This window comes from Achromobacter sp. T5-5 (genome assembly GCF_055397965.1).
Genome location: NZ_AP027919.1, coordinates 3,759,184 through 3,783,403, shown reverse-complemented (window position 1 = coordinate 3,783,403; position 24,220 = coordinate 3,759,184). Strand labels below are relative to the sequence as shown.

At 67.5% G+C, this 24,220-nt stretch carries 26 protein-coding genes; 21 read left to right on the top strand and 5 right to left on the bottom strand.

The annotated features are described in order from the left end of the window. Positions 1-30 precede the first annotated feature (30 nt). Positions 31-858 (bottom strand): posphoenolpyruvate synthetase regulatory kinase/phosphorylase PpsR, encoded by an 828-nt coding sequence (ppsR, locus tag ACZ50Q_RS17205; RefSeq protein ID WP_076521285.1) that lies wholly within the window; start codon positions 856-858, stop codon positions 31-33. A gap of 215 nt (positions 859-1,073) precedes the next feature. On the opposite strand from ppsR, the gene ppsA reads away from it, so the two are divergent. Next, the gene (gene ppsA / locus ACZ50Q_RS17200; protein ID WP_092582311.1) at positions 1,074-3,440 is read left to right on the top strand and encodes a phosphoenolpyruvate synthase; all 2,367 of its coding nucleotides are present in this window, start codon (positions 1,074-1,076) and stop codon (positions 3,438-3,440) included. 108 nt (positions 3,441-3,548) lie between these two features. Here the strand turns inward: ppsA and ACZ50Q_RS17195 are convergent, their stop codons facing one another. Both ACZ50Q_RS17195 and ACZ50Q_RS17190 read right to left on the bottom strand, forming a co-directional pair. After that, positions 3,549-4,394, bottom strand: a complete 846-nt coding sequence (locus tag ACZ50Q_RS17195) for a bifunctional transcriptional activator/DNA repair enzyme AdaA (protein WP_076521283.1) — start codon at positions 4,392-4,394, stop codon at positions 3,549-3,551. A 147-nt stretch (positions 4,395-4,541) separates the two neighbouring features. Then, complete coding sequence (locus ACZ50Q_RS17190; RefSeq protein WP_092582313.1) at positions 4,542-5,282, bottom strand: glutamine amidotransferase; 741 nt, start codon at positions 5,280-5,282, stop codon at positions 4,542-4,544. Between the two features lie 170 nt (positions 5,283-5,452). On the opposite strand from ACZ50Q_RS17190, the gene ACZ50Q_RS17185 reads away from it, so the two are divergent. The 3 genes from ACZ50Q_RS17185 (at position 5,453) to ACZ50Q_RS17175 (ending at position 8,117) form a co-directional block, all read left to right on the top strand. Next, on the top strand, positions 5,453-5,884 hold the full coding sequence (locus tag ACZ50Q_RS17185) for an NfeD family protein (protein WP_076521281.1): 432 nt from the start codon (positions 5,453-5,455) through the stop codon (positions 5,882-5,884). A gap of 93 nt (positions 5,885-5,977) precedes the next feature. Continuing rightward, complete coding sequence (locus tag ACZ50Q_RS17180) at positions 5,978-6,904, top strand: SPFH domain-containing protein (RefSeq protein ID WP_076521280.1); 927 nt, start codon at positions 5,978-5,980, stop codon at positions 6,902-6,904. 25 nt (positions 6,905-6,929) lie between these two features. Continuing rightward, entirely contained in the window at positions 6,930-8,117 is a 1,188-nt protein-coding gene (locus ACZ50Q_RS17175; protein ID WP_464079080.1) for a GGDEF domain-containing protein, read from the top strand. Position 8,118: 1 nt separating this feature from the next. Here the strand turns inward: ACZ50Q_RS17175 and smpB are convergent, their stop codons facing one another. Continuing rightward, positions 8,119-8,592, bottom strand: a complete 474-nt coding sequence (gene smpB / locus ACZ50Q_RS17170) for an SsrA-binding protein SmpB (RefSeq protein ID WP_008167747.1) — start codon at positions 8,590-8,592, stop codon at positions 8,119-8,121. 94 nt (positions 8,593-8,686) lie between these two features. Between smpB and ACZ50Q_RS17165 the strand changes: the two genes are divergently transcribed. The 7 genes from ACZ50Q_RS17165 (at position 8,687) to ACZ50Q_RS17135 (ending at position 14,194) form a co-directional block, all read left to right on the top strand. After that, a complete protein-coding gene (locus ACZ50Q_RS17165) occupies positions 8,687-9,121 on the top strand; it encodes a type II toxin-antitoxin system RatA family toxin (RefSeq protein ID WP_056316825.1) in 435 nt (144 codons plus the stop codon). Then, entirely contained in the window at positions 9,111-9,458 is a 348-nt protein-coding gene (locus tag ACZ50Q_RS17160) for an RnfH family protein (protein WP_464079079.1), read from the top strand. The genes ACZ50Q_RS17165 and ACZ50Q_RS17160 overlap by 11 nt, the downstream gene beginning before the upstream one ends. A 224-nt stretch (positions 9,459-9,682) precedes the next feature. Beyond that, the gene (locus tag ACZ50Q_RS17155) at positions 9,683-10,837 is read left to right on the top strand and encodes an acyl-CoA dehydrogenase family protein (RefSeq protein WP_464079078.1); all 1,155 of its coding nucleotides are present in this window, start codon (positions 9,683-9,685) and stop codon (positions 10,835-10,837) included. Continuing rightward, a complete protein-coding gene (locus ACZ50Q_RS17150) occupies positions 10,834-12,009 on the top strand; it encodes an enoyl-CoA hydratase/isomerase family protein (RefSeq protein ID WP_464079077.1) in 1,176 nt (391 codons plus the stop codon). The genes ACZ50Q_RS17155 and ACZ50Q_RS17150 overlap by 4 nt, the downstream gene beginning before the upstream one ends. A gap of 89 nt (positions 12,010-12,098) precedes the next feature. Continuing rightward, positions 12,099-12,989 (top strand): 3-hydroxyisobutyrate dehydrogenase, encoded by an 891-nt coding sequence (gene mmsB / locus ACZ50Q_RS17145; RefSeq protein WP_092582317.1) that lies wholly within the window; start codon positions 12,099-12,101, stop codon positions 12,987-12,989. Between the two features lies 1 nt (position 12,990). Then, positions 12,991-13,428, top strand: a complete 438-nt coding sequence (locus ACZ50Q_RS17140; protein WP_464079076.1) for a PaaI family thioesterase — start codon at positions 12,991-12,993, stop codon at positions 13,426-13,428. A gap of 76 nt (positions 13,429-13,504) precedes the next feature. Further along, on the top strand, positions 13,505-14,194 hold the full coding sequence (locus ACZ50Q_RS17135) for a VIT1/CCC1 transporter family protein (protein WP_464079075.1): 690 nt from the start codon (positions 13,505-13,507) through the stop codon (positions 14,192-14,194). Positions 14,195-14,246: 52 nt separating this feature from the next. On the opposite strand, the gene ygfZ is transcribed toward ACZ50Q_RS17135, so the two are convergent. Further along, positions 14,247-15,245 (bottom strand): CAF17-like 4Fe-4S cluster assembly/insertion protein YgfZ, encoded by a 999-nt coding sequence (gene ygfZ / locus ACZ50Q_RS17130; RefSeq protein ID WP_464079074.1) that lies wholly within the window; start codon positions 15,243-15,245, stop codon positions 14,247-14,249. 160 nt (positions 15,246-15,405) lie between these two features. Here ygfZ and mltG point away from each other — a divergent pair, with 160 nt between their 5' ends. The 10 genes from mltG to hutG all read left to right on the top strand — a co-directional run bounded on the left by mltG (position 15,406) and on the right by hutG (position 24,091). Next, on the top strand, positions 15,406-16,515 hold the full coding sequence (gene mltG, locus ACZ50Q_RS17125) for an endolytic transglycosylase MltG (RefSeq protein ID WP_464082008.1): 1,110 nt from the start codon (positions 15,406-15,408) through the stop codon (positions 16,513-16,515). Then, on the top strand, positions 16,512-17,135 hold the full coding sequence (tmk, locus tag ACZ50Q_RS17120) for a dTMP kinase (RefSeq protein ID WP_464079073.1): 624 nt from the start codon (positions 16,512-16,514) through the stop codon (positions 17,133-17,135). The genes mltG and tmk overlap by 4 nt, the downstream gene beginning before the upstream one ends. Then, positions 17,132-18,181, top strand: a complete 1,050-nt coding sequence (holB, locus tag ACZ50Q_RS17115; RefSeq protein ID WP_464079072.1) for a DNA polymerase III subunit delta' — start codon at positions 17,132-17,134, stop codon at positions 18,179-18,181. The genes tmk and holB overlap by 4 nt, the downstream gene beginning before the upstream one ends. A 69-nt stretch (positions 18,182-18,250) precedes the next feature. Then, positions 18,251-19,021: a TatD family hydrolase gene (locus tag ACZ50Q_RS17110; protein WP_464079071.1), complete on the top strand. Its 771-nt coding sequence runs from the start codon at positions 18,251-18,253 to the stop codon at positions 19,019-19,021. 39 nt (positions 19,022-19,060) lie between these two features. Beyond that, positions 19,061-19,939: an ankyrin repeat domain-containing protein gene (locus tag ACZ50Q_RS17105; protein WP_464079070.1), complete on the top strand. Its 879-nt coding sequence runs from the start codon at positions 19,061-19,063 to the stop codon at positions 19,937-19,939. Between the two features lie 155 nt (positions 19,940-20,094). Continuing rightward, positions 20,095-20,835 (top strand): IclR family transcriptional regulator, encoded by a 741-nt coding sequence (locus tag ACZ50Q_RS17100; RefSeq protein ID WP_092582324.1) that lies wholly within the window; start codon positions 20,095-20,097, stop codon positions 20,833-20,835. 118 nt (positions 20,836-20,953) lie between these two features. Beyond that, complete coding sequence (locus tag ACZ50Q_RS17095) at positions 20,954-21,697, top strand: glutamine ABC transporter substrate-binding protein (RefSeq protein WP_092582325.1); 744 nt, start codon at positions 20,954-20,956, stop codon at positions 21,695-21,697. Then, complete coding sequence (locus ACZ50Q_RS17090; protein WP_092582326.1) at positions 21,694-22,362, top strand: amino acid ABC transporter permease; 669 nt, start codon at positions 21,694-21,696, stop codon at positions 22,360-22,362. Before ACZ50Q_RS17095 ends, ACZ50Q_RS17090 begins: the two co-directional genes overlap by 4 nt. Next, positions 22,359-23,147 (top strand): amino acid ABC transporter ATP-binding protein, encoded by a 789-nt coding sequence (locus tag ACZ50Q_RS17085; RefSeq protein ID WP_305781745.1) that lies wholly within the window; start codon positions 22,359-22,361, stop codon positions 23,145-23,147. Before ACZ50Q_RS17090 ends, ACZ50Q_RS17085 begins: the two co-directional genes overlap by 4 nt. Then, entirely contained in the window at positions 23,144-24,091 is a 948-nt protein-coding gene (gene hutG / locus ACZ50Q_RS17080) for a formimidoylglutamase (RefSeq protein WP_464079069.1), read from the top strand. Before ACZ50Q_RS17085 ends, hutG begins: the two co-directional genes overlap by 4 nt. Positions 24,092-24,220: the final 129 nt, after the last annotated feature.

Below are 24,220 nucleotides of genomic sequence, written 5' to 3'. Positions count from 1 at the left end.
AGGGCGCGCCGCGGCGCGCCCTGGTCGTTTTCAGCCCCGATCCAGCCCGACTTCCTGCAGCACCGTGGTCGCGATCTCCTCGATCGACTTGGTGGTGCTGGACAGCCAGGAAATGCCTTCCCGGCGCATCATGCGCTCGGCTTCGGCCACTTCGTAGCGGCATTGCTCCAGTTGCGCGTAGCGGCTGTTCGGACGGCGCTCGTTGCGCACTTCGGCCAGGCGTTCGGGCTGGATGGACAGGCCGAACAGCTTGCCGCGGTGCGGCGCGATGGTGGAGGGCAGGGTGCCGCGCTCGAAATCGTCGGGCGTCAGCGGGAAGTTGGCCGCCTTGATGGCGTATTGCATGGCCAGGTACAGGCTGGTGGGCGTCTTGCCGCAACGGGAGACGCCAACGAGGATCACGTCGGCTTGGTCGAGCTGGTTCACGAACTGTCCGTCGTCGTGCGCCAGGCTGAAGTTGATGGCGTCGATCCGGTTCCGGTATTTTTCGGAGTTGGCCTGCATGTGCGAGCGGCCGATGGAATGGCTTGATTTCAAGCCCAGCGCCTGCTCGATGTGGCTGACGAAGGTGCCGAACAGATCCAGGAACACGCCGTTCGCCTGGCGAACGCGGGCCAGGATTTCAGGATTGACCAGGGTGCTGAAGACAATGGGAGGAACCCCCGCGTCCAGGGCGCTGCGGTCGATCCGCATGGCGACTTCCGCGGCCTTTTCGAGGGTGTCCACGAAAGGCAGGCGGATAGGCTTGAAATTGACCTCCTCGAACTGCGAAAGTACTGACTGGCTGAACGTTTCCGCGGTGATGCCGGTACTGTCGGAAACGATGTATACCGTGCGTACGATAGGGGTAGATGTCATGTGTAAAAAATTCCAACCAGGCGGATGGCCGGACGTACTCCACCGAGTACAATCAGGCCCCTATAAGTCACCCCAAGGGCGGTCCAAGGCCAGTTTGGTCAGCGTCTGAAAGCGTGCCTGCGCAGGCCCGGAAACAGTCTTCCTGCGGCAGCCAAGACAGCGCTTTTCATGCATTGACCAAACTCGCTTTCATTCCATTGTAAAAGGTGACTTCAATGTCGTATGTTGTTTTGTTCGAGCAGCTCCGCATGACGGACGTGGACTCGGTAGGAGGCAAGAACGCATCACTTGGCGAAATGATCAGCCAGCTGTCTGGCGCGGGAGTCCGCGTGCCGGGCGGCTTCGCCACGACCGCGGATGCCTTCCGCGATTTCCTGAAGGCCTCGGGCCTGGACAAGCGGATCGCTGAACGCCTTACCACGCTGAACCCCGAAGACGTGCGCGAACTGGCTGCCGCGGGCTCGCAGATCCGCCAATGGATCGTCGAAGCGCCGTTCTCGCCGGAATTCGAAAAGCAGATCCGCGACGCCTTCGCCAAGCTCGATGCCGACGGCAAGGGCTCGTTTGCCGTGCGCTCGTCCGCCACCGCCGAAGACCTGCCCGACGCCTCGTTCGCCGGCCAGCAGGAAACCTTCCTGAACGTCGTGGGCATCGACGACGTGCTGGATAAGATCCGCCACGTGTTCGCGTCGCTGTACAACGACCGCGCCATTTCCTATCGCGTGCACAAGGGCTACGCCCACGCCGACGTCGCCTTGTCGGCCGGCATCCAGCGCATGGTGCGTTCCGACAAGGGCAGCGCCGGCGTCATGTTCACCATCGACACCGAATCGGGCTTCCAGGACGTGGTCTTCATCACGTCGTCGTACGGCCTGGGCGAAACCGTCGTGCAGGGCGCCGTCAACCCCGACGAGTTCTACGTCTTCAAGCCCACGCTGGCCCAGGGCCACTATCCCATCGTCGGCCGCCGCATCGGCTCCAAGCTGATCAAGATGGAATTCGATCCCGAGCGTCCCGAAGGCCGTGCCGTGCGCACGGTGGACGTGCCGGTGTCCGAGCGCAACCGCTACTCGCTGACCGACGACGAAGTCAACGAACTGGCCCGCTACGCCGTCATCATCGAAAAGCACTACGGCCGCCCGATGGACATCGAGTGGGGCCGCGACGGCGTCGACGGCAAGATCTACATCCTGCAGGCGCGTCCCGAGACGGTGAAGTCGCAGCAGGGCGCCAACGACGTGCAGCAGCGCTATCGCCTGAAGGCCACCGGCCAGGTCCTGATCACCGGCCGCGCGATCGGCCAGAAGATCGGTTCGGGCCCCGTGCGCGTGGTGGGCGACATCTCCGACATGGACAAGGTCCAGCCGGGCGACGTGCTGGTCACCGACATGACGGACCCCAACTGGGAGCCCGTGATGAAGCGCGCGTCGGCCATCGTGACGAACCGCGGCGGCCGCACCTGCCACGCCGCGATCATCGCGCGCGAACTGGGCATTCCGGCTGTCGTGGGTTGCGGCAACGCGACCGACCTGCTGAAGGAAGGCCAGGCTGTCACCGTGTCGTGCGCCGAGGGCGACGAAGGCCGCATTTATGACGGCCTGATCGAAACCGAAGTCGAGGAAGTGCGCCGCGGCGAAATGCCCGCCATCGATCTGAAGATCATGATGAACGTGGGCAACCCGCAACTGGCGTTCGACTTTGCCCAGATCCCCAACGGCGGCGTCGGCCTGGCGCGCCTGGAATTCATCATCAACAACAACATCGGCATCCACCCGAAGGCAGTCCTGGACTACCCGAACGTGGACGGCGAGCTGAAGAAGGCCGTGGAATCGGCCGCCCGCGGCCACGCCAGCCCGCGCGCCTTCTTCGTCGAGAAGATGGCCGAAGGCGTCGCCACCATCGCGGCCGCTTTCTACCCGAAGCCCGTCATCGTGCGCATGTCGGACTTCAAGTCCAACGAATACCGCAAGCTGGTCGGCGGTTCGCGCTACGAGCCCGAGGAAGAGAACCCCATGCTGGGCTTCCGCGGCGCGTCGCGCTACATCGCCGAGGACTTCGCCGAGTGCTTCCGCATGGAATGCGAAGCCCTCAAGAAGGTGCGCGATGAAATGGGCCTGACCAACGTCGAGATCATGGTGCCGTTCGTCCGCACCCTGGGCCAGGCCGAAAAGGTCGTGAACCTGCTCGCCAAGCACGGCCTGGCGCGCGGCGAAAACGGCCTGAAGCTGATCATGATGTGCGAAGTCCCGTCCAACGCCATCCTGGCCGACGAGTTCCTGCAGTACTTCGACGGCTTCTCGATCGGTTCCAACGACATGACCCAGCTCACCCTGGGCCTGGACCGCGATTCGGGCATGGAGCTGCTGGCCGCCGACTTCGACGAGCGCGACGAGGCCGTCAAGTTCATGCTGCGCCGTGCGATCAAGGCCTGCCTGGCCGCCAAGAAGTACGTGGGGATCTGCGGCCAGGGCCCCAGCGACCACCCGGACTTCGCGCAGTGGCTGAAGGATGAAGGCATCCTGTCGATGTCGCTGAATCCGGATACCGTTGTCGACACCTGGCAGCGCCTGGCCAAGAACTGATTGGCCGCCTGAAATAGAAAGCCCCGCATCCTACTGGGATGCGGGGCTTTTTTTCGGCTGTGCGGGGCGGTGGGATGCCGCGGCGGCCCGGCCTGGTCCGCACGCGTGTCAGGCGGCGAGCGCCTCGCGGGCGATGAGTTCGCGCTTGCGGTCGATGCCCCATCGATACCCGGCCAGTCCGCCGTCGGTGCGGACCACCCGGTGGCAGGGGATCGCCAGGGCGATGTGGTTGGTCGCGCAGGCGCGGGCCACGGCGCGCACGGCGCCGGGCGCGCCGATCCGTTCGGCCACCTGCGCGTAGGTCGCGGTGGCGCCCAGCGGGATCTCGCGCAGCGCCTCCCAGACCTTGCGTTGGAAGGCCGTGCCGCGCACGTCCAGCGGCAGGTCCAGCCCGCGCGAGGGGTCTTCGACGAAACCCACCACGTCGGCGACCCAGCGTTCGAAGCGGGGATCGGCGCCGATGAGGCGGGCGGCCTTGAAGCGGTCCTGCAGGTTTCTCACCAGCCGGTCCGGGTCCTCGTCCAGCGCGATCTCGCAGATGCCGGTGGTGCTGGCCGCGACCAACAGGGCGCCGAGCGAACACTGTGCAACCGCGAACCGGATGTCCACGCCTTCGCCATTTTTGCGAAAGGCGGTGGGCGTCATGCCCAGGATGGCGGGGGCGGCCTCATAGAAGCGCCCGCTGGAATTGAAGCCGGCGTCATACATGGCGTCGGTGACGCTGGCGCTGTCTTCCAGGCGCTGGCGCGCGCGGCTGGCGCGCAGGGCGTTCGCGTAGGCCTTGGGGGTGATGCCGGTGGCGGCCTTGAAGACACGGTGGAAATGAAAGCGGCTCATGCCGGCCTGTTCGGCCAGCGTCGACAGATCGGGCGGCTGCTCGGCTTCCAGGGCGCGGCAGGCGCGTTCCACGGCGGCAGCGTGCTGTTTGTTCAAGGGGGCGGCGGCGGGGCTCATCGGGGACTCCTGGCATTGCGCGTGATTGGGTACGCTTGGCGCTATGGTCTCAAGGGTGGCCGGCCGCTGCACTCCGCTTGTTGCGACCGTCCCGGCGGCGCTGCCCGCGATGTTCCCCGGGGGCGTCCTGTGCGGGAGGTCGGGGCGTCAGGCGCCGGGCGCGTAGGTCTCCAGGAAGCGGCGCAGCAGGTCGCCGGCCACGGGCGTGGCGCGCACGTTGGCGGTCAGCCCGGGCACGTCGAGGTTCTCGGCGGCGTAGCGGCGGCCATAGCGTTCGAGGTGCGCCCGAATGAAATCCGGTCCGAACTCGGGATGGAACTGGGTCGAGAAGACGTTGCGGCCGATGCGGATCATCTGGTGCTCGTCCAGGTCGGACCGCGCCAGCACGGCGGCGCCCTGCGGCGGCTGCAGCACGGTCTGGGCATGCAGCATCTGGGCGGGGAAGGTGGAAGGGACGCCGGCCATGAGCGGATCGCCCGCCGCGGTGGGCATCAGTTCGACCGTCTGGGTGCCGACTTCGCGCCCGGCCGGGTTGTAGCCGACCTTGCCGCCCAGCGCGTGCGCCAGCAACTGGTGGCCGTAGCAGACCCCGAACATGGGCAGGTCCGCGGCCACCGCCTCACGCAGCCAGGCGGCCGTGTCTTCGCTCCAGGGCTCCTTGTCGGAAACCATGGCCGGCGATCCGGTGATCAGTGCGGCGCGGTAGCAGGCGGGCGCCTGCGGGCGCTGGCCCGCGTAGACGGCGACGATGTCGACGGCGCTGGCCTCCAGGCCGGCGGCCCGCATGATTTGTTCGGCATAGCCGCCGAACTGGCTTTTGAGCGTGTCGTCCGGATCGCCGGTGTGCAGGATCAGGACGGGAAGAGCAGAAGGCGTTGCGGCGGTCATAAAAGCTTGTTCGTGGATGAGGGCGGCGCGCCGGGTCCGGGGACCGGGCGCGCCAGCGCACATCATAATCCAGCGCCATTGTTTCCGAGGGAGCGCGGCGTCCTCCCGCTCCGTCCCGGAAATACGTACAATCCGCTCAGATAATCATCCTTACAGGCGATCTTGAGACTATGTGGATCTGGCTGGGATTGGCCGCGCTCGCCCTCATCGGGGAACTGGCGACGGGAACCTTCTACTTGCTGCTGGTCGCGCTGGGGTTGGCGGCCGGCGGTATTGCCGCCTGGCTGAACGCGGGCCTGCAATGGGAGCTGGTGGCCTGCGGCGTGGTGCTGCTGCTGGGGCTGCTGGTGTTGCGCAAGACCCGCGTGCTGAAAAAGCGCGAAGTCGATTCCGCCCGCAATGCCGACGTCAACCTGGATATCGGCCAGACCGTCATGGTCGAGGCCTGGTCCGACAACCGCACCACGCGCATCTGGTACCGGGGCGCGCACTGGCAGGCCGAGCTGGCCGAGGGGCACGCGCCCCAGGGCGGCGAACACATCATCACAGAATTGCGCGGTTCGACCCTGGTGCTCACCCCCAAGAGCGCCGGGTCGGCATAGCAGACCGGCCCGCGCGCGCCGCGGGCCACCGCTGAACCCTGGCCCGCGCGGCAGGACAGGCCAGCGCATTTACCCGAAAAGAGGCTTTCCATCATGATCGATACTTCCACTATCGTGCTGCTCGTCATCGTCGCGCTGGCGATCCTGATCGTCATCAAGGCCATTGCCATCGTGCCGCAGCAGCATGCCTGGGTGGTCGAGCGCCTGGGCAAGTTCGACCGTGTCCTGTCGCCGGGCGCCGGCTTCGTGATTCCGTTCATCGAGCGCGTGGCCTACAAGCATTCGCTCAAGGAAATCCCGCTGGACGTGCCAAGCCAGGTCTGCATCACGCGCGACAACACGCAGCTCCAGGTCGACGGCGTGCTGTACTTCCAGGTCACCGATCCGATGCGCGCGTCGTACGGGTCGTCCAACTACATCTCGGCCATCACCCAGCTTGCCCAGACCACCCTGCGCTCGGTCATCGGCAAGATGGAACTGGACCGCACGTTCGAAGAGCGCGATTCCATCAACAGCAACATCGTTTCGTCGCTGGACGAGGCGGCGCTGAACTGGGGCGTGAAGGTGCTGCGCTATGAAATCAAGGACCTGACGCCGCCCAACGAGATCCTGCGGTCGATGCAGGCGCAGATCACCGCCGAACGCGAGAAGCGCGCGCTGATCGCCGCGTCCGAAGGGCGCCGCCAGGAACAGATCAATATCGCCACCGGCGAGCGCGAGGCCGCCATCGCGCGTTCCGAGGGCGAGAAGCAGGCGCAGATCAACCAGGCGCAGGGCGAGGCCGCGGCGGTGCTGGCGATTGCCGAAGCCACCGCCAAGGCCATCACGCAGGTGGCCGACGCGGTCCGCCAGCCGGGCGGCATGGAGGCCGTCAACCTGAAGGTCGCCGAGCGTTACGTCGAGGCCTTCGGCAACGTGGCCAAGGAAGGCAATACGCTGATCCTGCCCGCCAATCTGTCCGACGTGGGCGGCATGATCGCCTCCGCCATGACCATCGTGAAGTCCACGCGCAACAGCTGATACTGCGCCCCGCGGCGCCCGCCCCATGATCGCTCCCGTTAATTTGCTTCTGATAGCAGCGCTGGCGGGGGTACTTTCCCTTTGCGTCCTGGGGTCCCTGGCGCGCAGCGGCATGGCGGGCATCCGCGAGACCATACGCGCCAACCTGCTGACGCTGGTGGCGTTTTCCGGCTTTGCGCTGCAGAACACCCAGGCCCCGCTGTGGGCGTCGATCCTGGTGCCCAACGCGGCCATCGCGCTGGCGCTGTGCGCGTACTACGCGGGCGTGCGCCGGCTGCTGGGGCTGGCCGTGCCGCGGCACCTCATGACGTTGGGCTGCCTTGCGGCGCTGTCGGTGGTGGCGGTCTACACCTATGTGGATTGGCAGGTCGGTCCGCGCATCGTGGCAATGTCGCTGCTGCAGATGGGGTTCATGCTGGCCGTCGCCGTCGTCATCCAGCGCAACATGCCCACGCACCGGTCGCGCTACAGCTACCGGTTCGTGTGGGTGGTGACGCTGATCTCCGCCGTGGTCTGCGCGTTGCGCGCGCTGGTGTACCTGAGCGGGTTCGACTCGGTTTCAGCCTTCCTGGAGCCCACCGTGTGGGGCGTGGCCTTCCTGACGCTGGGTGTGCTCATCATGCCTTGCCTGACGCTGGGCACCATCATGATCATCCATGACCGCATGCTGGCGGACCGGGAACAGGAGGCCAACACCGATTTCCTGACCGGCCTGATGTCGCGCAAGGCATGGTGGCTGCAGGCCGAGCGCTACTGCGCGCAGGCGCTGCGCATGCGCCGTCCGCTGACCCTGCTGCTGCTGGACATCGACCATTTCAAACGCATCAACGATACGCATGGCCATGCGGCTGGCGACGCGGTGCTGCGCCATTTCGGGCTGCTGGCGACCGCCACGCTGCGCACTGGCGATCATGTGGGCAGGGTGGGCGGCGAGGAGTTCGCCGTGCTGTTTGCCGACATGCGCAGCGATGCGGTGCTGGAAGTGGCGGAGCGCCTGCTGGATTCGGTGCGGCGCACACCCTGCGCCCATGGTGGCAGCACGATTTCGTACACCTTCAGCGCCGGGGTCGAGGACTGGATACCCGGCGAGAATCTGCAGGTGCTTTTCGAGCGCGCCGACCGCAAGCTCTACGCCGCCAAGTCGGCGGGGCGCAACCGCGTCGTTGGGGCCGGGCAGGAGGCCGAGCGGCCGCTGCTGCCGGCGGCGGCCTGAATCAGTCGTCCTTGCTCCGGCGCGGCGCGCGGGTGTCGTGCTTCATGATGCGTTCCTTTTCGCGCGCCCAGTCCTTCTCGCGCGCCGTGTCGCGCTTGTCGAACAGCTTCTTGCCGCGGCCCAGTGCGAAGTCGAGCTTGATGCGCCCGTTCTTGTAATGCAGGTTCAGCGGCACGAGCGTGTAGCCGCGCTGCTCGACCTTGCCGATGAGCTTGCTGATTTCCTCGGCCTTGAGCAGCAGCTTGCGGGTGCGCATGGCATCGGGATGGATGTGCGTGGACGCCGTGGGAAGCGGGCTGACGTGCATGCCAAGCAGGTACAGCTCGCCATCGCGCACGATGACGTAGCTTTCCTTGAGCTGCACGCGGCCGTCGCGGATCGCCTTCACTTCCCAGCCTTGCAGGACGAGGCCGGCCTCGTAGCGGTCTTCGATGAAATAGTCGTGCGTGGCCTTGCGATTGTCGATAATGCTCATAAAGCCTTCTTGCAGGGGTCGTTCTGGGGCGGCGTTAGGCCCACAACGCACTGTGCCGGTAAAATCTTGCCATTCTAGCCATTTGCGATAGTCGATGCACAAAGTACAACGATCCGTCCTGGTGCCTTACAGCGCCGCCCAGATGTTCGACCTGGTTGCCGACGTGGAGAAGTACCCCGAGTTCATGCCGTGGTGTGGCGGCGCCGAGGTGCAGACCCGCGACGAACACGGCATGCAGGCCTCCATCCTGATTTCCTTCGCAGGGATGAAGCAGCGCTTCACCACCCGCAATACCCACGTCTATCCCGAGCGGATCGACCTGGAACTGGTGGATGGTCCTTTCTCCAGCCTGGTCGGGCATTGGGTGTTCCAGCCGCTGGCCGAAGACGCCTGCAAGGTCCTCTTCACCATGGAGTACGCGTTCTCGAACCGTCCGCTCGAGATGGTGGTGGGCCCGGTCTTTAACCGCATCGCCACCAGCTTCATCGATTCGTTCACCAAGCGCGCGCAGGCCAAGTATGGCGAATGAGCCGTCCGCGGCGGGGCAGATCGGCGTCATCGTCTGCTACGCCTTGCCCGGCCACGCGTGGCAGCGCGACGTGCGCCTGCCCGAGGGCGCGACCGTCGAGGACGCGCTGGCGGCCAGCGGGTTTGCGCAGGCGTTTCCGGTCGTCAAGCCGTGGGAACGGGGCGTGGGCATCTTCGGCCGCGCCACCGAACCGGCGGCGCGTCTGGCCGATGGCGATCGCGTGGAAATCTACCGCGGGCTGACCTTCGACCCCAAGGAGTCCCGCCGCCGCCGCGCCGAGCACCGCCGGGCCAAGACGGCCAAGAACGGGCGGGTCCGGCCGGCCGGGCTGTTGTAGGCGTGGCATCCTGAGCGCCCATCCTGAGCGCCCATCGCCCCGGCCTCTCAGATAGCCCCTTCACATTGTCATAAATACGACAAAGCGCCCAAGCGCTTCGGGCGTAACATAAAGCCAGTTTCCCGCTTACGTTTACGTCAACGTCATGTCAAAATCGACCGGCTGGCGTTCACGAGACGGCAGCAACGCCACCCGACAATACTGACTACAACAGGAGACAGGCCGTGGACTTGGAACTGACCGACGAGCAGCGCGCGTTCGCGCAGGCCGCGCGTGATTACGCCGAGGGCGAACTGGCCCCCCACGCCGCGCGCTGGGACGCCGAGGGCATTTTTCCGCGCGAGGCGTTCGCCCGCGCGGGCGAGATGGGCTTTTGCGCCATCTACGCCAGCGAGGACATCGGCGGCCTGGGCCTGCCGCGCCTGGACGCCACGCTGGTGTTCGAGGAAATGGCAGCGGTGGATCCGTCCACCACGGCGTTCCTGACCATCCACAACATGGCGACGTGGATGGTCGGCAAGTGGGGCCAGCCGGCGTTGCGCGAAGCCTGGGGACCCTTGCTGGCCAGCGGCGAAAAGCTGGCTTCCTACTGCCTGACCGAACCCGGCGCGGGCTCCGACGCGGCATCGTTGTCCACGCGCGCGCAACGCGTCGGCGACGATTACGTCATCAATGGCGCGAAGGCCTTCATTTCCGGCGGCGGCGACACCGACCTGCTGGTCGTGATGGCGCGCACCGGGGGCGAAGGCGCCGGCGGCATCAGCGCGTTCGCCATTCCGGCGGACAGCGAGGGCATCGGCTACGGCCGCAAGGAAGAGAAGATGGGCTGGAACAGCCAGTCCACTCGTCCCATCACCTTCGAGAACGTGCGCGTGCCGGCCGGCAACATGCTGGGGCAGGAGGGCGAGGGCTTTAAGATCGCCATGAAGGGCCTGGACGGCGGCCGCATCAACATCGGCACCTGCTCGGTCGGCGCCGCGCAAGGCGCGCTGGACGCCGCCCGCCGCTACATGGACGAACGTCGGCAGTTCAATCGCCGGTTGGCGGAGTTCCAGGCCCTGCAATTCAAGTTGGCGGACATGGCCACGCATCTCGTGGCCTCGCGCCAGATGGTGCGGCTGGCCGCCTGCAAGCTGGACGCCGGCGCGCCCGACGCGTCCACGTATTGCGCGATGGCCAAGCGGTTCGCCACCGACATGGGCTTTCAGATCTGCCTGGACGCGCAACAGATCCATGGCGGCTATGGTTACCTTAAAGACTATCCCTTGGAGCGTCTGGTGCGCGATACTCGCGTTCATCAGATTCTGGAGGGCACCAACGAGATCATGCGCGTGATCATTGCCCGCCAATTGTTGGAAAAAGGAGCCGACATAAGATGAATGCACCGGTGTTGTTCGAAGAAAGATCCGCCGCCAATGGAATGCGTTTCGGCATTGCGACGCTGAACGCGCCGCAGACGCTCAACGGCCTGTCGCTGGAGATGGTCGATCTCCTGGCGGACCGTCTGGACGCATGGGCTCGCGATCCCGGTGTTGCGCTCGTCGTGCTGCAAGGGGCGGGCGACAAGGCGTTCTGCGCGGGCGGCGATCTGCATGGCCTGTACCGCAGCATGACCGAGAACGCGGGCAAGCCGAGCTGGAGCAACACCTACGCGCGCCGCTTCTTCGAGCACGAATACCGGCTGGATTACCGCATCCATACCTATCCCAAGCCCGTGCTGTGCTGGGGCCACGGCATCGTCATGGGCGGCGGCATCGGGCTGATGATGGGCGCCAGCCATCGCGTCGTCAGCGAGACCTCGCGCCTGGCCATGCCCGAGGTGTCGATCGGGCTCTTCCCGGACGTGGGCGGAAGCTGGCTGCTCAATCGCATGCCGGGCCGCAGCGGCGTGTTCCTGGCGCTCACGGGCGCGCAATTGAACACGTCCGATGCGTTCTTCGCCGGCCTTGCCGATTTCCGCCTGAACAGCGCGGACTGGCCGGCTTTGCTGTCCTCGCTGCAAGAGCAGCCGTGGGCCGGACAGGCCAGCGGCGCGGCCGAAGACGCCATCCCGCCGCGGTCCATCAACGACGGGTTGCTGCGCCGCGCGCTGGCCGCGCTGGAGCCGCCCACGCCGCTCGAAGCCGGGCCGCTGCGCCAGCACTCGTTCGTGATCAACAATCTGTGCAACGGCAACCGCCTGGACGACATCTACGAGGAGCTGTCGTACCTGAAAGACCACGAAGACCCGTGGCTGTCGCGCGCGGCCAAGACCATGCTCGCGGGCTCGCCGGGATCGGTGCGGCTGGCCTTCGCGTTGCAGCAGCGCACGCGGCTGCGGTCGCTGGACGATGTGTTCCGCGTCGAGTACATCGCCGCGCTGGCCTGCACCGCGCATGGCGATTTTGCCGAGGGCATCCGCGCGCTGCTGGTCGACAAGGACAAGAACCCGCGTTGGAATCCGGCCGTGATCGACATGGCTACCGACGCCTGGGTGCAGAAATTCTTTGAGGAACCCTGGCCCGAGGGCGAGCCGCATCCGCTTGCCGACCTGGGACAGGAAGGGCGCTGATCCCTCGGCCGGTCCCTCGGCCGGCCCCGGCGCCACGCAGATCACGATGAATCCATACCTACAGCAATAGCAACAGGAGACAAGACATCATGAGCAGCATCGCGTTTATCGGTTTGGGCAACATGGGTGCGCCCATGGCATTGAATCTGGTCAAGGCCGGCCACAGCCTGAAGGTCTTCGACCTGATGCCGGCGGCCATCAAGCTGCTGACCGACGCCGGCGCCACCGCGGCGGCATCCGCATCCGAGGCGGTCGAGGGGGCCGAGGTCGTGATCTCGATGCTGCCGGCCAGCAAGCACGTCGAGGGCCTGTACCTGGACCAGGATCTGCTGGGCAAGATCGCGTCCAGCGCGCTGGTGATCGAATGCAGCACCATCGCGCCGGATTCGGCGCGCAAGGTGGCCCAGGCCGCGGAGGTGCGCGGCATCGCCATGATCGACGCCCCGGTCTCGGGCGGCACGGGCGGCGCGGCCGCGGGCACGCTGACCTTCATCGTGGGGGGCGCCGCAGCGTCGTTGGAGCGCGCCCGTCCCGTGCTGGAGAAGATGGGCAAGAACATTTTCCATGCAGGTCCTGCGGGCGCCGGCCAAGTGGCCAAGATCTGCAACAACATGCTGCTCGGCATCCTGATGGCCGGCACGTCCGAGGCGCTGGCGCTGGGCGTGGCCAACGGACTGGATCCCAAGGTGCTGTCGGACATCATCGCCAAGAGCTCCGGCCGCAACTGGGCGACCGAGCTCTACAACCCCTGGCCGGGTGTCATGGAACACGCGCCGGCCTCCAAGGGCTACGCGGGCGGTTTCGGCGTGGACCTGATGCTCAAGGACCTGGGCCTGGCCGCCGAGGCCGCGCTGTCGGCGCGCGCATCGATCCCGCTGGGCGAACTGGCGCGCAACCTGTATTCGCTGCACAGCGCGGGCGGCTCGGGCAAGCTGGATTTCTCCAGCATCGTCAACCTGGTCAAGCGTGAGCAGGACTGACATGGCCGACCTGCAGACATCCGTGGACCCGGCCGCGCGGGTCCAGGCCAGTTTCGGCCAGCAAAGCATCATGGCGCTGCTGGGCGCCCGGCTGGGCGCGGTGGAGCCGGGCAGGGTGGACATCGTCCTGCCTTACCGGGCCGACCTCTGCCAGCAGAACGGCTTTTTGCACGCGGGCATTTCCACCACCATTGCCGACAGCGCCGGCGGCTATGCCGCGTTCACGCTGTTCGGGCCGGGCGAGGACGTGCTGACCTCGGAGTTCAAGATGAACTTCCTGGCCCCCGCCAAGGGCGACCGGTTCCTTGCCACGGGGCGCGTGGTCAAGCCCGGCAAGCGTCTTTCGGTCTGCCAGGTGGAGATGCATGCCTACGACGGTGAACAAGCCACGCTGTGCGTGATAGGCTTGCTCACCGCGGTGCGCGTGACGCCGCGATGAACTTCGCGCGCGGCGCGTCCGGGTCCTGTGCCCGGCGCGCCGTGCGCCTGTCGCGCGTCGCATGGGTTTTCCGGCAATGCCAGCAAAAGAACATCATCGGATTTTTCGCAGCAACTGGCTGCGCGCCGCGGTCCTGGGCGCGAACGACGGCATCGTCTCGACGGCCAGCCTCATCACCGGCGTCGCGGCGGCCCAGGCTACGCACGGGGCGATTCTCACCTCGGGACTGGCCGGCCTGGTGGCCGGCGCGCTGTCGATGGCGGCAGGCGAATATGTCTCGGTGCGCAGCCAGGCCGATACAGAAGCCGCCGACCTGCGGCTGGAGCAGCGCTCGCTGCGCCGCAATTCCGGCGAAGAACTGGCCGAACTGGTCGATATCTATGTGGCGCGGGGACTGACGCGCGAACTGGCCGAGCAGGTGGCGCGCCAGCTCACCAGCCATGACGCGCTGGACGCGCACGCCCGGGACGAGCTGGGCATTTCCCTGCACAACCGCGCGCAGCCGGTTCAGGCGGCACTGGCCTCCGCGGCGTCGTTCGCGGCGGGCGCCGCCGTGCCGCTGGCCGTGGCGGTTGTCTCGCCTGGACCGCATCTCATCGGCTGGGTCATCGGCGCGTCCGTCTGTTGTCTGGCATCGCTGGGCGCGATGGCCGCGAAGGCCGGGGGCGCGCCCATCGCGCCGGCCGCGCTGCGCGTCACCGTGCTGGGCGCCGCGGCGATGGCCGTGACGGCGGGCGTGGGGGCGCTGTTCGGGGTGGCGGTCTGAAACATCACGGCCTGCGCGCGCGGGGATTTTCCGGCGTGCAGGCCTGACCGGCTCACGGGTTGATCGAGTACGGCAGCGGCGCCGTGGCGATGCGCGGGCCGTCCACGCTGGCCAGGCGCAGGTCGCCGTCGGGCAGCGCGGCCAGGGTGGTTTCAAACAGCACCGACACCACGCCCTGGTCGCTCGCGGCCTGGACGACGCGGCCGATGGCCTCGCCGGGCTGCGCCGCGTCGAACACATCCACGCCCGTCAGCGCCGGTCCCTGCAGGGTGGCGTCGGCGACGGTGCCGAAGGCCATGCGCCGCTTGACCGTGCCGCGGTAGTGGCTGCGCGCGACGACTTCCTGCCCCGGATAACAGCCCTTGGTGAAGCTGACGCCCTGGATCAGGTCCAGGTTGACCGTTTGCGGGATGAAGACATCCTGCGTCGCGGCCGCGATCCAGGGTATGCCGGCCGCCAGTTCGGCCGCTTGCCAGGACGCGGCCGGCGCCAGCCCCAGCGCCGGGACCAGCGCGGCGGACTGTTCCAGTTGCGCGTCGGAGGCGATCCACCACCAGCGCAGGCGGTCGTCGGCCGACGGCGCGACGATCCAGGTGCCGGACGGCAGATCCGCGCGCTGCCAGGTGGCGCGGGGCAGGGCGCCCGCGACGGCTTCCAGCGCGGCAGCCTGTTCCGGCGTGGCCTGCACGCCAGCCACCTGCAGCGGCGCGGGCGCCAGCTTGACCTTGGCGCGCAGCACGAACATGGACAGGCGCTTGAGCAGGGCCTGGGACAGGTCCTGGCGGACCATGCCGTAGAGCTGCGGGGCGTCGTCCGCGGCGTCCGTGCCGCGCCACATCACCATCGTGGCAAGCAGGCGGCCCTTGGCGGTGCAGTAGCCGGCCAGGCGGGCGGCGTCGGAAGGCAGTCCCGTGACGTCCTGCGTGAATTGGCCATGCAGGAAGGAGAGGGCATCGGCGCCCGCGGCGCTGAAGACCGTCAGGTCCGGCAGCGGCGCGCATTGCGCGCAACCTTCGGCGCGGACAGGAATCGAAGAATAAAAGGCGTGCATGTCGGCGGGGGTTATCGCGTCATCAAAGTGCTGATGATAGCCGCGTTCTCCGGCTGACCCGGCCATGCCCCCGACGCGTAAAGGGGCGGGTCGCGCGATCCGGCCCCCGTTGTGGCCCGGCTTGGCCCCGCGATCCATTAAACTTCCGACACTTATGAAGATGCGACTCCGAAATTTCGTCCTGTGGTTCCTGCTTCTCGTCGTCCTGGCCGTGGGCGGCGCGGTGGGTGCCGCCTATACCTGGATGCACCGCCCGCTTACGCTGGCGTCCGACAAGATCGACTTTGTGGTGGATCCGGGCAGCAGTCCGCGCACCGTCGCGCGCGCGCTCAATGCGGCCGGCGTGCCGGTGTGGGAGCCCGGCTTCGTGTGGATGGCCCGGCTGTCCGAACGCGACAAGCTGATCAAGGCGGGCGGCTACCAGGCCATCAATGGCGACACGCCCTGGCTGCTGCTCGAGCGCCTGGCGCGCGGCGACATGACCCAGCGGCAGATCACGTTCCTGGAAGGCTGGACCTACCGCCAGATCCGCCAGGCGCTGCGCGAGAATCCCGACGTCAAGCAGACGCTGGACGGGGTCAGCGATGAAGAACTGCTGGCGCGCCTGGGATCGGACATCAAGCATCCGGAAGGCCTGTTCTTCCCGGATACCTACGTGTTCACGCCCGGCAGCACCGATTTCGACCTGCTGCGCCGCGCCTATCAGGAAGGCCAGCGCATCCTGAACGACACCTGGGACAAGCGTCAGGACGGCGTGGCCGTGTCCACGCCCTACGAGGCGCTGGTGCTGGCGTCCATCATCGAAAAGGAAACCGGCCACGGTCCGGAGCGCCGCCGCGTGTCGGGCGTGTTCACCAACCGGCTCAAGATCGGCATGCTGCTGCAAACCGATCCCACCGTGATCTACGGCATGGGCGAGGCCTACCAGGGCCGCATCCGCAAGCGCGACCTGCAGACCGACACGCCCTGGAATACGTACACGCGTCCCGGTCTGCCGCCCACGCCCATCGCGGCGCCGGGCCGGGCGGCCTTGCTGGCGGCCGTGCAGCCCGAACAGCACAAATTCCTGTATTTCGTCTCCCGGGGCAACGGCACCAGCGAATTCTCGGCCAACCTGTCCGAGCACAACCGCAACGTCGCCCGCTACATCCTCGGCCAGCGCTCGACGCCCACGCCGGCGTCGACCCCCGCTCCGGCCCCCGCGCCCGCCGACGCACCCGCCGAGGCGGCAGATCCCGCCCCCGAATCAGCACAAGGACAAGATCAATGACCTCACGCGGACGCTTCATCACGCTGGAGGGCGTGGACGGCGCGGGCAAGAGCACGCACACGGCCTGGATCGCCGATTTCCTGCGCGGACAGGGACTGGAGGTGGTGTCCACCCGCGAGCCCGGCGGCACGCCGCTGGGCGAAAAGCTGCGCACGCTGGTCCTGAATGATCCGATGGGGCTGGACACCGAGACCTTGCTGATGTTTGCCGCCCGCTGCGAGCACGTCCGCCAAGTGATCGAGCCGGCGCTGGCGCGTGGCGCCTGGGTCGTCTGCGACCGCTACACCGATGCGAGCTACGCCTACCAGGGCGGCGGCCGCGGCCTCGGGGCGGAGCGCGTGGCGATCCTGGAAAACTGGATGCAGGCGGGCCGCCCGGACCGCACCTGGCTTTTTGACGTGCCCCTGGAAGTCGCCCGGGCGCGGCTGGCCGATGCCCGCGAGCCCGACCGCTTCGAGCGCGAGGGCGCGGCGTTCTTCGAGCGCACCCGCGAGGCCTATCATGCCCGCGCAAAGGCCGACCCCGACCGCATCCGCGTGGTGGACTCCACCCGCTCCATCGCCCAGATCCGCACCGACCTCGAAGCCGGCCTGCGCGAGCTGCTGGCCGTCGCGGCATGAGCGCGCCCCAGTTCCTGCCCTGGCAACTGGACACGGCACGCGCGTGGCTGGGCAATCGCGACCGCTTCGCCCATGCCTGGCTGGTGCATGGGCTGGCCGGCATCGGCAAGCTGGATTTCGCCGTCGCCGCGGCGGCGAGCCTGCTGTGCGAGGCGCCTGAAAACGGGCTCGCCTGCGGCCACTGCGCGGCGTGCGCCTGGTTCGCCAGCGGCAACCATCCCGATCTGCGGCGCATCCGCCCCGAGGCGGTGGCCGTGGAAGAGGGCGCGGACGCGGCTGAACAGCAGGAAGACGCCGAGCCGGCGACGGGCGCCGCCAAGCGCGCGCCCTCCAAGGAAATCCGCATCGACCAGATCCGCTCGCTGGAGTCCTGGTTCAATACCGCGACGCACCGGGGCGGCTGGCGCGTGGCGCTGCTTTATCCGGCCCATGCCTTGAACGTCGTGTCGTCCAACGCCTTGCTCAAGGTGCTGGAGGAGCCGCCGCCCCATACCGTGTTCCTGCTGGTGGCCGATGCGCCGGACCGGCTGCTGCCCACGCTGGTGTCGCGGTGCCGCCGCCTGCCGCTGCCCGCCCCGGACGCCGACACGGCGCTGCAGTGGCTGCGGGACCAGAACGTGGAGCCGGCGCGCGAATGGCTGGCAGCCGCGGGCGGCGCGCCGCTGGCGGCGCTGCGCCTGGCGCAGTCCGGGGAGTCCCCCTGTCCGGCCTGGCTGGTCCAACTGGTCAACCCGCTGGCCAAGGGGCAGGCCCCCGATGTGGGCACGCTGGCCGAAGCCCTGGAAAAAGTGGCCGCGCCCGAATGGATCGATGCCCTGCAACGGCTGTACACCGACCTGATGCTGGCCAGCGCCGGCGCCCCGGTGCGCTACTTTCCGTCGCTGGCGGCGGGCGTGGCGCAGGTGGCGTTCCGCATGCATCCCGCGCGCGTGGCGGAGGCGGCGCGCTGGCTGACCCGCCAGCGCGCGCTGGCCACCCACCCCTTGAACGCCAAGCTCTTCGCCCACGCCACCCTGCAGCGCGTGGTGCTATCCTGCCAGGCGTAAGCCCTTGATCCGGCGGCGCTTTGCCCGGCATCGGGGCGGAGCGCCACGGCTCCCCACACCAGACTCACCATGTACGTCGATTCACACTGTCACCTGAACTTTCCCGAGCTGGCGAACGATCTGCCGGCCATTCTCGACCGCATGACCGCCAACCAGGTCACCCACGCGCTGGTCGTCAGCGTCAACATGCCGGAATGGCCCGGCCTGATGGCGCTGGTGGAACCGCAACCGCGGCTCTGGGCCTCGGTGGGCGTGCACCCTGACTACGAAGACACGCCGGACCCGACGCCCGAAGAACTGGTGCGCCTGGCCGAACACCCCAAGGTCGTGGCCATCGGCGAGACGGGGCTCGACTACTACCGGCTGTCCGAGCCGCTGGACTGGCAGCGCGAGCGTTTCCGCCGCCACATCCGCGCCGCGCGCGACGCCGGCCTGCCGCTCATCGTGCACACGCGGTCGTCCGCCGAGGACACCGTGCGCATGTTGCGCGAAGAGAAAGCGGCCGAGGTGGGCGGCGTGATGCACTGTTTCACCGAAACCTGGGAAATCGCCCAGGCCGCGCTGGAGCAGAACTTCTACATCTCGCTGTCCGGCATCGTGACCTTCAAGAACGCGCAGATCGTGCACGAAGTGGCGGCCAAGGTGCCGCTGGACCGGCTGCTGATCGAAACCGATTCGCCATACCTTGCGCCCGTGCCGTACCGGGGCAAGCTGAACGATCCGTCCAAGGTGATCCACGTGGCCGAGAAGATCGCGGACCTGCGCGGCATCACTGCGGCCGAGGTGGCGCAGGCGTCCACCGACAATTTCTTCCGGCTGTTCAGCAAGATCAAGAAATAGCCCGATCCGATTCATTGAACCTGCATCCCTAGGACTGCCATGGCCATCCGCTTCGCCTCCGCCCAGAAAGCCCTTTTGTCATGCGGCCGCGCCGGCCTGCTTGCCCTGGCCTTGGGCCTGGCCGCGCCGGCCGCCCAGGCCGCCAATGCCGGCGACTGGTGGGTCTACGTCGCCAACGATTACCCCGACGACATCCGGGCGCTGCTTGCGCAGGGCTCGGACCCCAACGTGCGCTACAAGAACGGCCAACCAGCCATCATGCGGGCCGTCGTGGACAACGCCTGGAAAGTCTTCGACGTGCTCGCCGCCGACAAGCGCACGGACGTCAACGCCGAAAACCCGGCGGGCGAGACGCCGCTGATGTACCTGGCCATCGCTGGTCAGACCGAACGCGCCAAAAAGCTGATCGCGCGCGGCGCCCAGGTCAACCGGCTGGGGTGGACCCCGCTGCATTACGCCGCGTCCAAGGGGCAGATGGAGATGGCCCGCTTGCTGCTGGCGAACAAGGCCATGGTCAACGCGCCCGCGCCCAACGGCGAGACGCCCCTGATGATGGCGGCGCTGTCCGGCCGCAAGCCCATGGTGGAATTGCTGATCCGGGCCGGGGCCGACGTCACCACGCAGGACACCAAAGGCCAGGACGCCGCCGCATGGGCGGCGACGGGCAAGTCGGAGGCGCTTGCGGCCGAGCTGACGGCCATGATCCAGCAGCAGGAAGACGCCAAGCGCAAGCGCCGCGCCGCGGCGCAGGGCGCTCCGCAGGAGGCGGACGCCACGCAATCGGCCGGTGTGCCGGCCCCGGACCAGGCGCCGCCGCCCGCATCCGCAACGGCGGCCGAGACGGCGCCGGGCAAGGACGGCGTGAAGGGCGTTTCCGGGGTGGGGCTGTCGGACTACGACAAGCCGGCCGCGCCCTGAACCCCGCCCGCCGCCGCGAAAGCCCGCCTCGGCGGGCTTTTTTGCGTCCGGATTTCGGGGTTTTCCCTTGCGATTCTCAGCGGGTGGGAAAAAATCAAAGCTCGTCAACCACAAATTGATAATCTCGCCGCCATATTGCTGGGAGTCGAGTTGTCATGTCGGAAACGTCCGTAGGGGCGGGCGCGGATCGCGTCCTGTATGTGCTGGCCACGTTGGCGCGTCACGACGGCCCGCTCAGCATTGCCGCGCTGGCCGAAAAGACCGGCCTTGCCCAAAGCACGCTGTACCGGCAGATCGCGCTGCTCAAGCGCTGGGGATTCGTCGCCGAACACGAGGGCGAGTACGGCCCCGGCCCGCTCTGTGTGCAGTTGGCCTGGGGCTTTGACCAATCGTCGTACCTGATCCACGAAGCGCAGCCCGACATGGCGGCGCTGGCCGCGTCGTCCGGCGAAACCATCGGCCTGCTGGTCGCGGTCAAGGATCAGGCGGTCTGCCTGGACATGGTGGAAAGCCAGCATCCGCTGCGCTGCTCGTTCACCAAAGGCCGCGGGCTGCCGCTGGCGCGCGGCGCCTCGGCCAAGTCGCTGCTGGCGTTCATGCCCCAAGCCCGGCTGCAGGGGGCGCTGGCCTACCTGGCCAACGAGGCCGGCGTGGATGTCGCGCGCCTGGCAAGCGAACTGGAGGCCATCCGCGACCAGGGCTATGCCGTGACCGACAGCGAGGTCGACGCCGGCGTCTGGGGCGTGAGCGTGCCGATCTTCCAGCGGGCCAACCAGGCCGTGGCGTCGATCACGCTCATGGCGCCATCCACCCGCGCCGCGCAACGCCCGAACGCCCTGATCGACATGACCGTCGCGGCCGCCCGCCGCATTTCGGCCCGATTGAAGGCGACCTGATGAAGGCCCGCATGGCCGCAAGCTTTGCCTAACCGAATTACATGCTGCACCCCTTAGTCCGTTCCTGGTTTCAACGATCGCCGTACCCACCGCCGTATCCACACGCATAGGACCCACCATGACCACTCGCCGCACCCTGCTTTCCGCCGCCCTGACCCTGAGCCTCGCCTGGGCCGCTGGTTCCGCGCACGCCCAGGAAACGATCCGCGCCGTCACCGACGCCACCTTCCCCCCGATGGAGTTCGTCAAGGACGGCAAGCGCACCGGTTTTGACATCGAGCTGGTCGAAGCGCTGGCCGGCGCGATGGGCAAGAAGATCGAATGGATCGACATCGACTTCAAGGGCCTGATTCCGGCCCTGCAGGCCGGCCGCGCCGATATCGCCGTGTCCGCCATCTACATCACGCCCGAGCGCAGCAAGGTCGTCGACTTCACCGACCCGTACTACGCGGGCGGCCTGGTGGTGCTGACCAAGGCCGACGGCCCCATCAAGAGCATCAAGGACCTGGACGGCCGCAAGGTGTCGGTGCAGGTCGGCACGAAGTCCGTCAACTACCTGAAGGAACACTTCCCCAAGGTGCAGCGCGTGGAAGTCGAAAAGAACCAGGAAATGTTCAACCTGGTGCAGATCGGCCGCGCCGACGCCGCGGTGACGGGCAAGCCCGCCGCCAAGCTGTTCGCGCAGAGCACCAACGGCCTGACCGTGCTGGGCGAGCAGGTGACCACCGAGGACTACGGCATCGCCGTGCCCAAGAACAAGCCTGAACTCACGCGCGAGCTGAACGCCGCGCTGCAGAAGCTGAAGGCCGATGGCACCTATCAAACCATCGTGAACAAGTGGTTCGAGGCGCCCGCGAAATGAACCTGGATTTTTCTCCCGTCTTCGCCGACTTCGACGCGCTGCTGCGGGGCGCGGCGGTCACCATCGAGGTGACTGCCGGCGCCTTGCTGCTGGGCTGCGTGATGGGGCTGCTGGTGGGCGTGGGGCGGCTCAACCCGCAACGCCGCGTCATCTATCACCTGTGCAGCACCTACCTGCTGTTCTTCCGTGGCACGCCGCTGCTGGTGCAGCTTTTCATCTGGTTCTTCGGGCTGCCCCAGTTCGGGGTGACGCTGCCGGCCTTCGCCTGCGGCGTGCTGGGCCTGGGCATGTATTCCGGCGCCTACGTGTCGGAAATCGTGCGGGGCGCGATCCAGTCGGTGGACCGCGGCCAGACGGAAGCGGCGCGCTCGCTCGGCATGTCGTCGGGCCAGGCCATGCGCATCATCATCCTGCCGCAGGCCGTGGTGCGCATGATCCCGCCGCTGGGCAACGAGTTCATCGCGCTGATCAAGAATTCCGCGCTGGTGTCGCTGTTGACCATTCACGATCTGATGCACGAAGGGCAGAAGATCATCAGCGTGTCATATCGCTCGCTGGAAACCTACCTGGTGGTGGCTTTGATCTATCTGGTTCTGACCACGGTGGCCATGGTGATTTTGCGCAAGGTCGAGCATCGCCTGCGCGCCGGAGGGATGGTGCAATGAGCCTCGTCATCGAAGGGCAGGAAATGATCCGCATCCGCGGCCTGCACAAGTCCTACGGCGACCACGCCGTCCTGCGCGGCATCGACTTCGATGTGCTGCAGTCGCAGGTGGTGGTGGTGATCGGCCCCAGCGGTTCGGGCAAGAGCACCTTGCTGCGCTGCTGCAACGGCCTGGAAGTGGCGCAGCGCGGCACCGTGGAAATCTGCGGGCAGACGCTGCAGGACAACGGCGCGATGCTGCCGGAGGCCGAGCTGAACCAGTTGCGCACGCAGGTGGGCATGGTGTTCCAGGGCTTTAACCTGTTCCCGCACCTGTCGGTGCTGGACAACGTGACCGTCGGGCCGCGCAAGCTGCTCGGCCTGGGACGCGAGCAAGCCAACGCCCTGGCGGCCGACCTGCTGAACAAGGTTGGCCTGTCGCAGAAGGTCTCGGCCATGCCGGCCAGCTTGTCGGGCGGGCAGAAGCAGCGCGTGGCCATCGCGCGCGCGCTGGCCATGCAGCCGCAGGTCATGCTGTTTGACGAGCCGACCTCGGCGCTGGACCCGGAGCTGGTGGGCGAAGTGCTGCAGGTCATGAAGCTGCTCGCCCGCGAAGGCATGACCATGATGGTCGTCACCCACGAAATGGGCTTTGCCCGCGACGTGGCCGACGTCGTGGCCGTGATGGACGGCGGCGTCATCCTGGAATCCGGTTCGCCGGACGTGATCTTCAGCGCGCCGCGCGAAGCGCGCACCCGCGAGTTCCTGCAGGCGGTCCTGAGCGCGGGTCCGGGGGCGGCGGCATGAGCGCGTCGACACTCGATATGAGCCTGTGGAAGGCGCGCGACGACAGCGCCGAGCAGGGCGACACCCGCCGGCTGGCGCACATCGTCGAAGCCGAAGCAGGGCAGGCCGACATGGGCGAGGCCGTGCTGCTGGGCTTTGCGTGCGACGCCGGCGTGGCCCGCAACCAGGGCCGGGTCGGCGCGGCCTCAGGTCCGGCGGGCATCCGCAAGTACCTGGCGGGCCTGCCCGCGCACGGCCTGACGCGCCTGCTGGATGCGGGCGACATCGACTGCCACGGCGACAAGCTGGAAGCGGCCCAGGAGCGCCTGGGCCTGCGAATTGCCGAACTGATGGGGCAAGGGGCGCGACCGGTCGTGCTGGGCGGCGGCCATGAGATCGCGTGGGGCAGTTTCCAGGGCCTGGCCCGTTGGCTGGATGCGCGCGGCGATGCCGGCGCCGTGCTGGTCCTGAACCTGGACGCGCACTTCGATCTGCGTACGGGACGTCCGGGCAGCTCCGGCACGCCGTTCGACCAGATCGCGCGGGACAGCCAGGCGCGCGGGCGCGACGTGCGGTACGCCTGCCTGGGCGTTTCGCGGCTGGCCAATACGCCGGCGCTTTACGCCCGCGCGGCCGAGATCGGGGCCGTATGGATCGAAGACCGGGAGATGCAGGAGCGTCACCTGGCGTTGCGGCTCGCCGATGTGGACGCGCTGCTGGCCAAGGCGCAACACGTGTACCTGACGATCGACCTGGACGTGCTGCCCGCCGGCGTGATGCCGGGCGTTTCCGCGCCCGCGCCGTATGGCGTGCCGATGTCCGTGATCGAGGAGATCGTCCTGCGGGTCAAGGCCAGCGGCAAGCTCCGCCTGGCCGACATGGCGGAGTTCAATCCCAAGTTCGACATCGACGGCCACGGCGCGCGCGCGGCTGCGCGTCTGGCGTGGCAGTTGATGGCGGCGTGATTCCATTCGGTGTCTGACACCCTGGCTGCAGTGGGGCAGGGGGTGTCAGATACCGGTGCGCCGCTTGGGCTCGGGGCCTGATGTTGCGCGCACCCGCGCGGGCAGGAGATTCTGGGGTGGTTCTCTTCA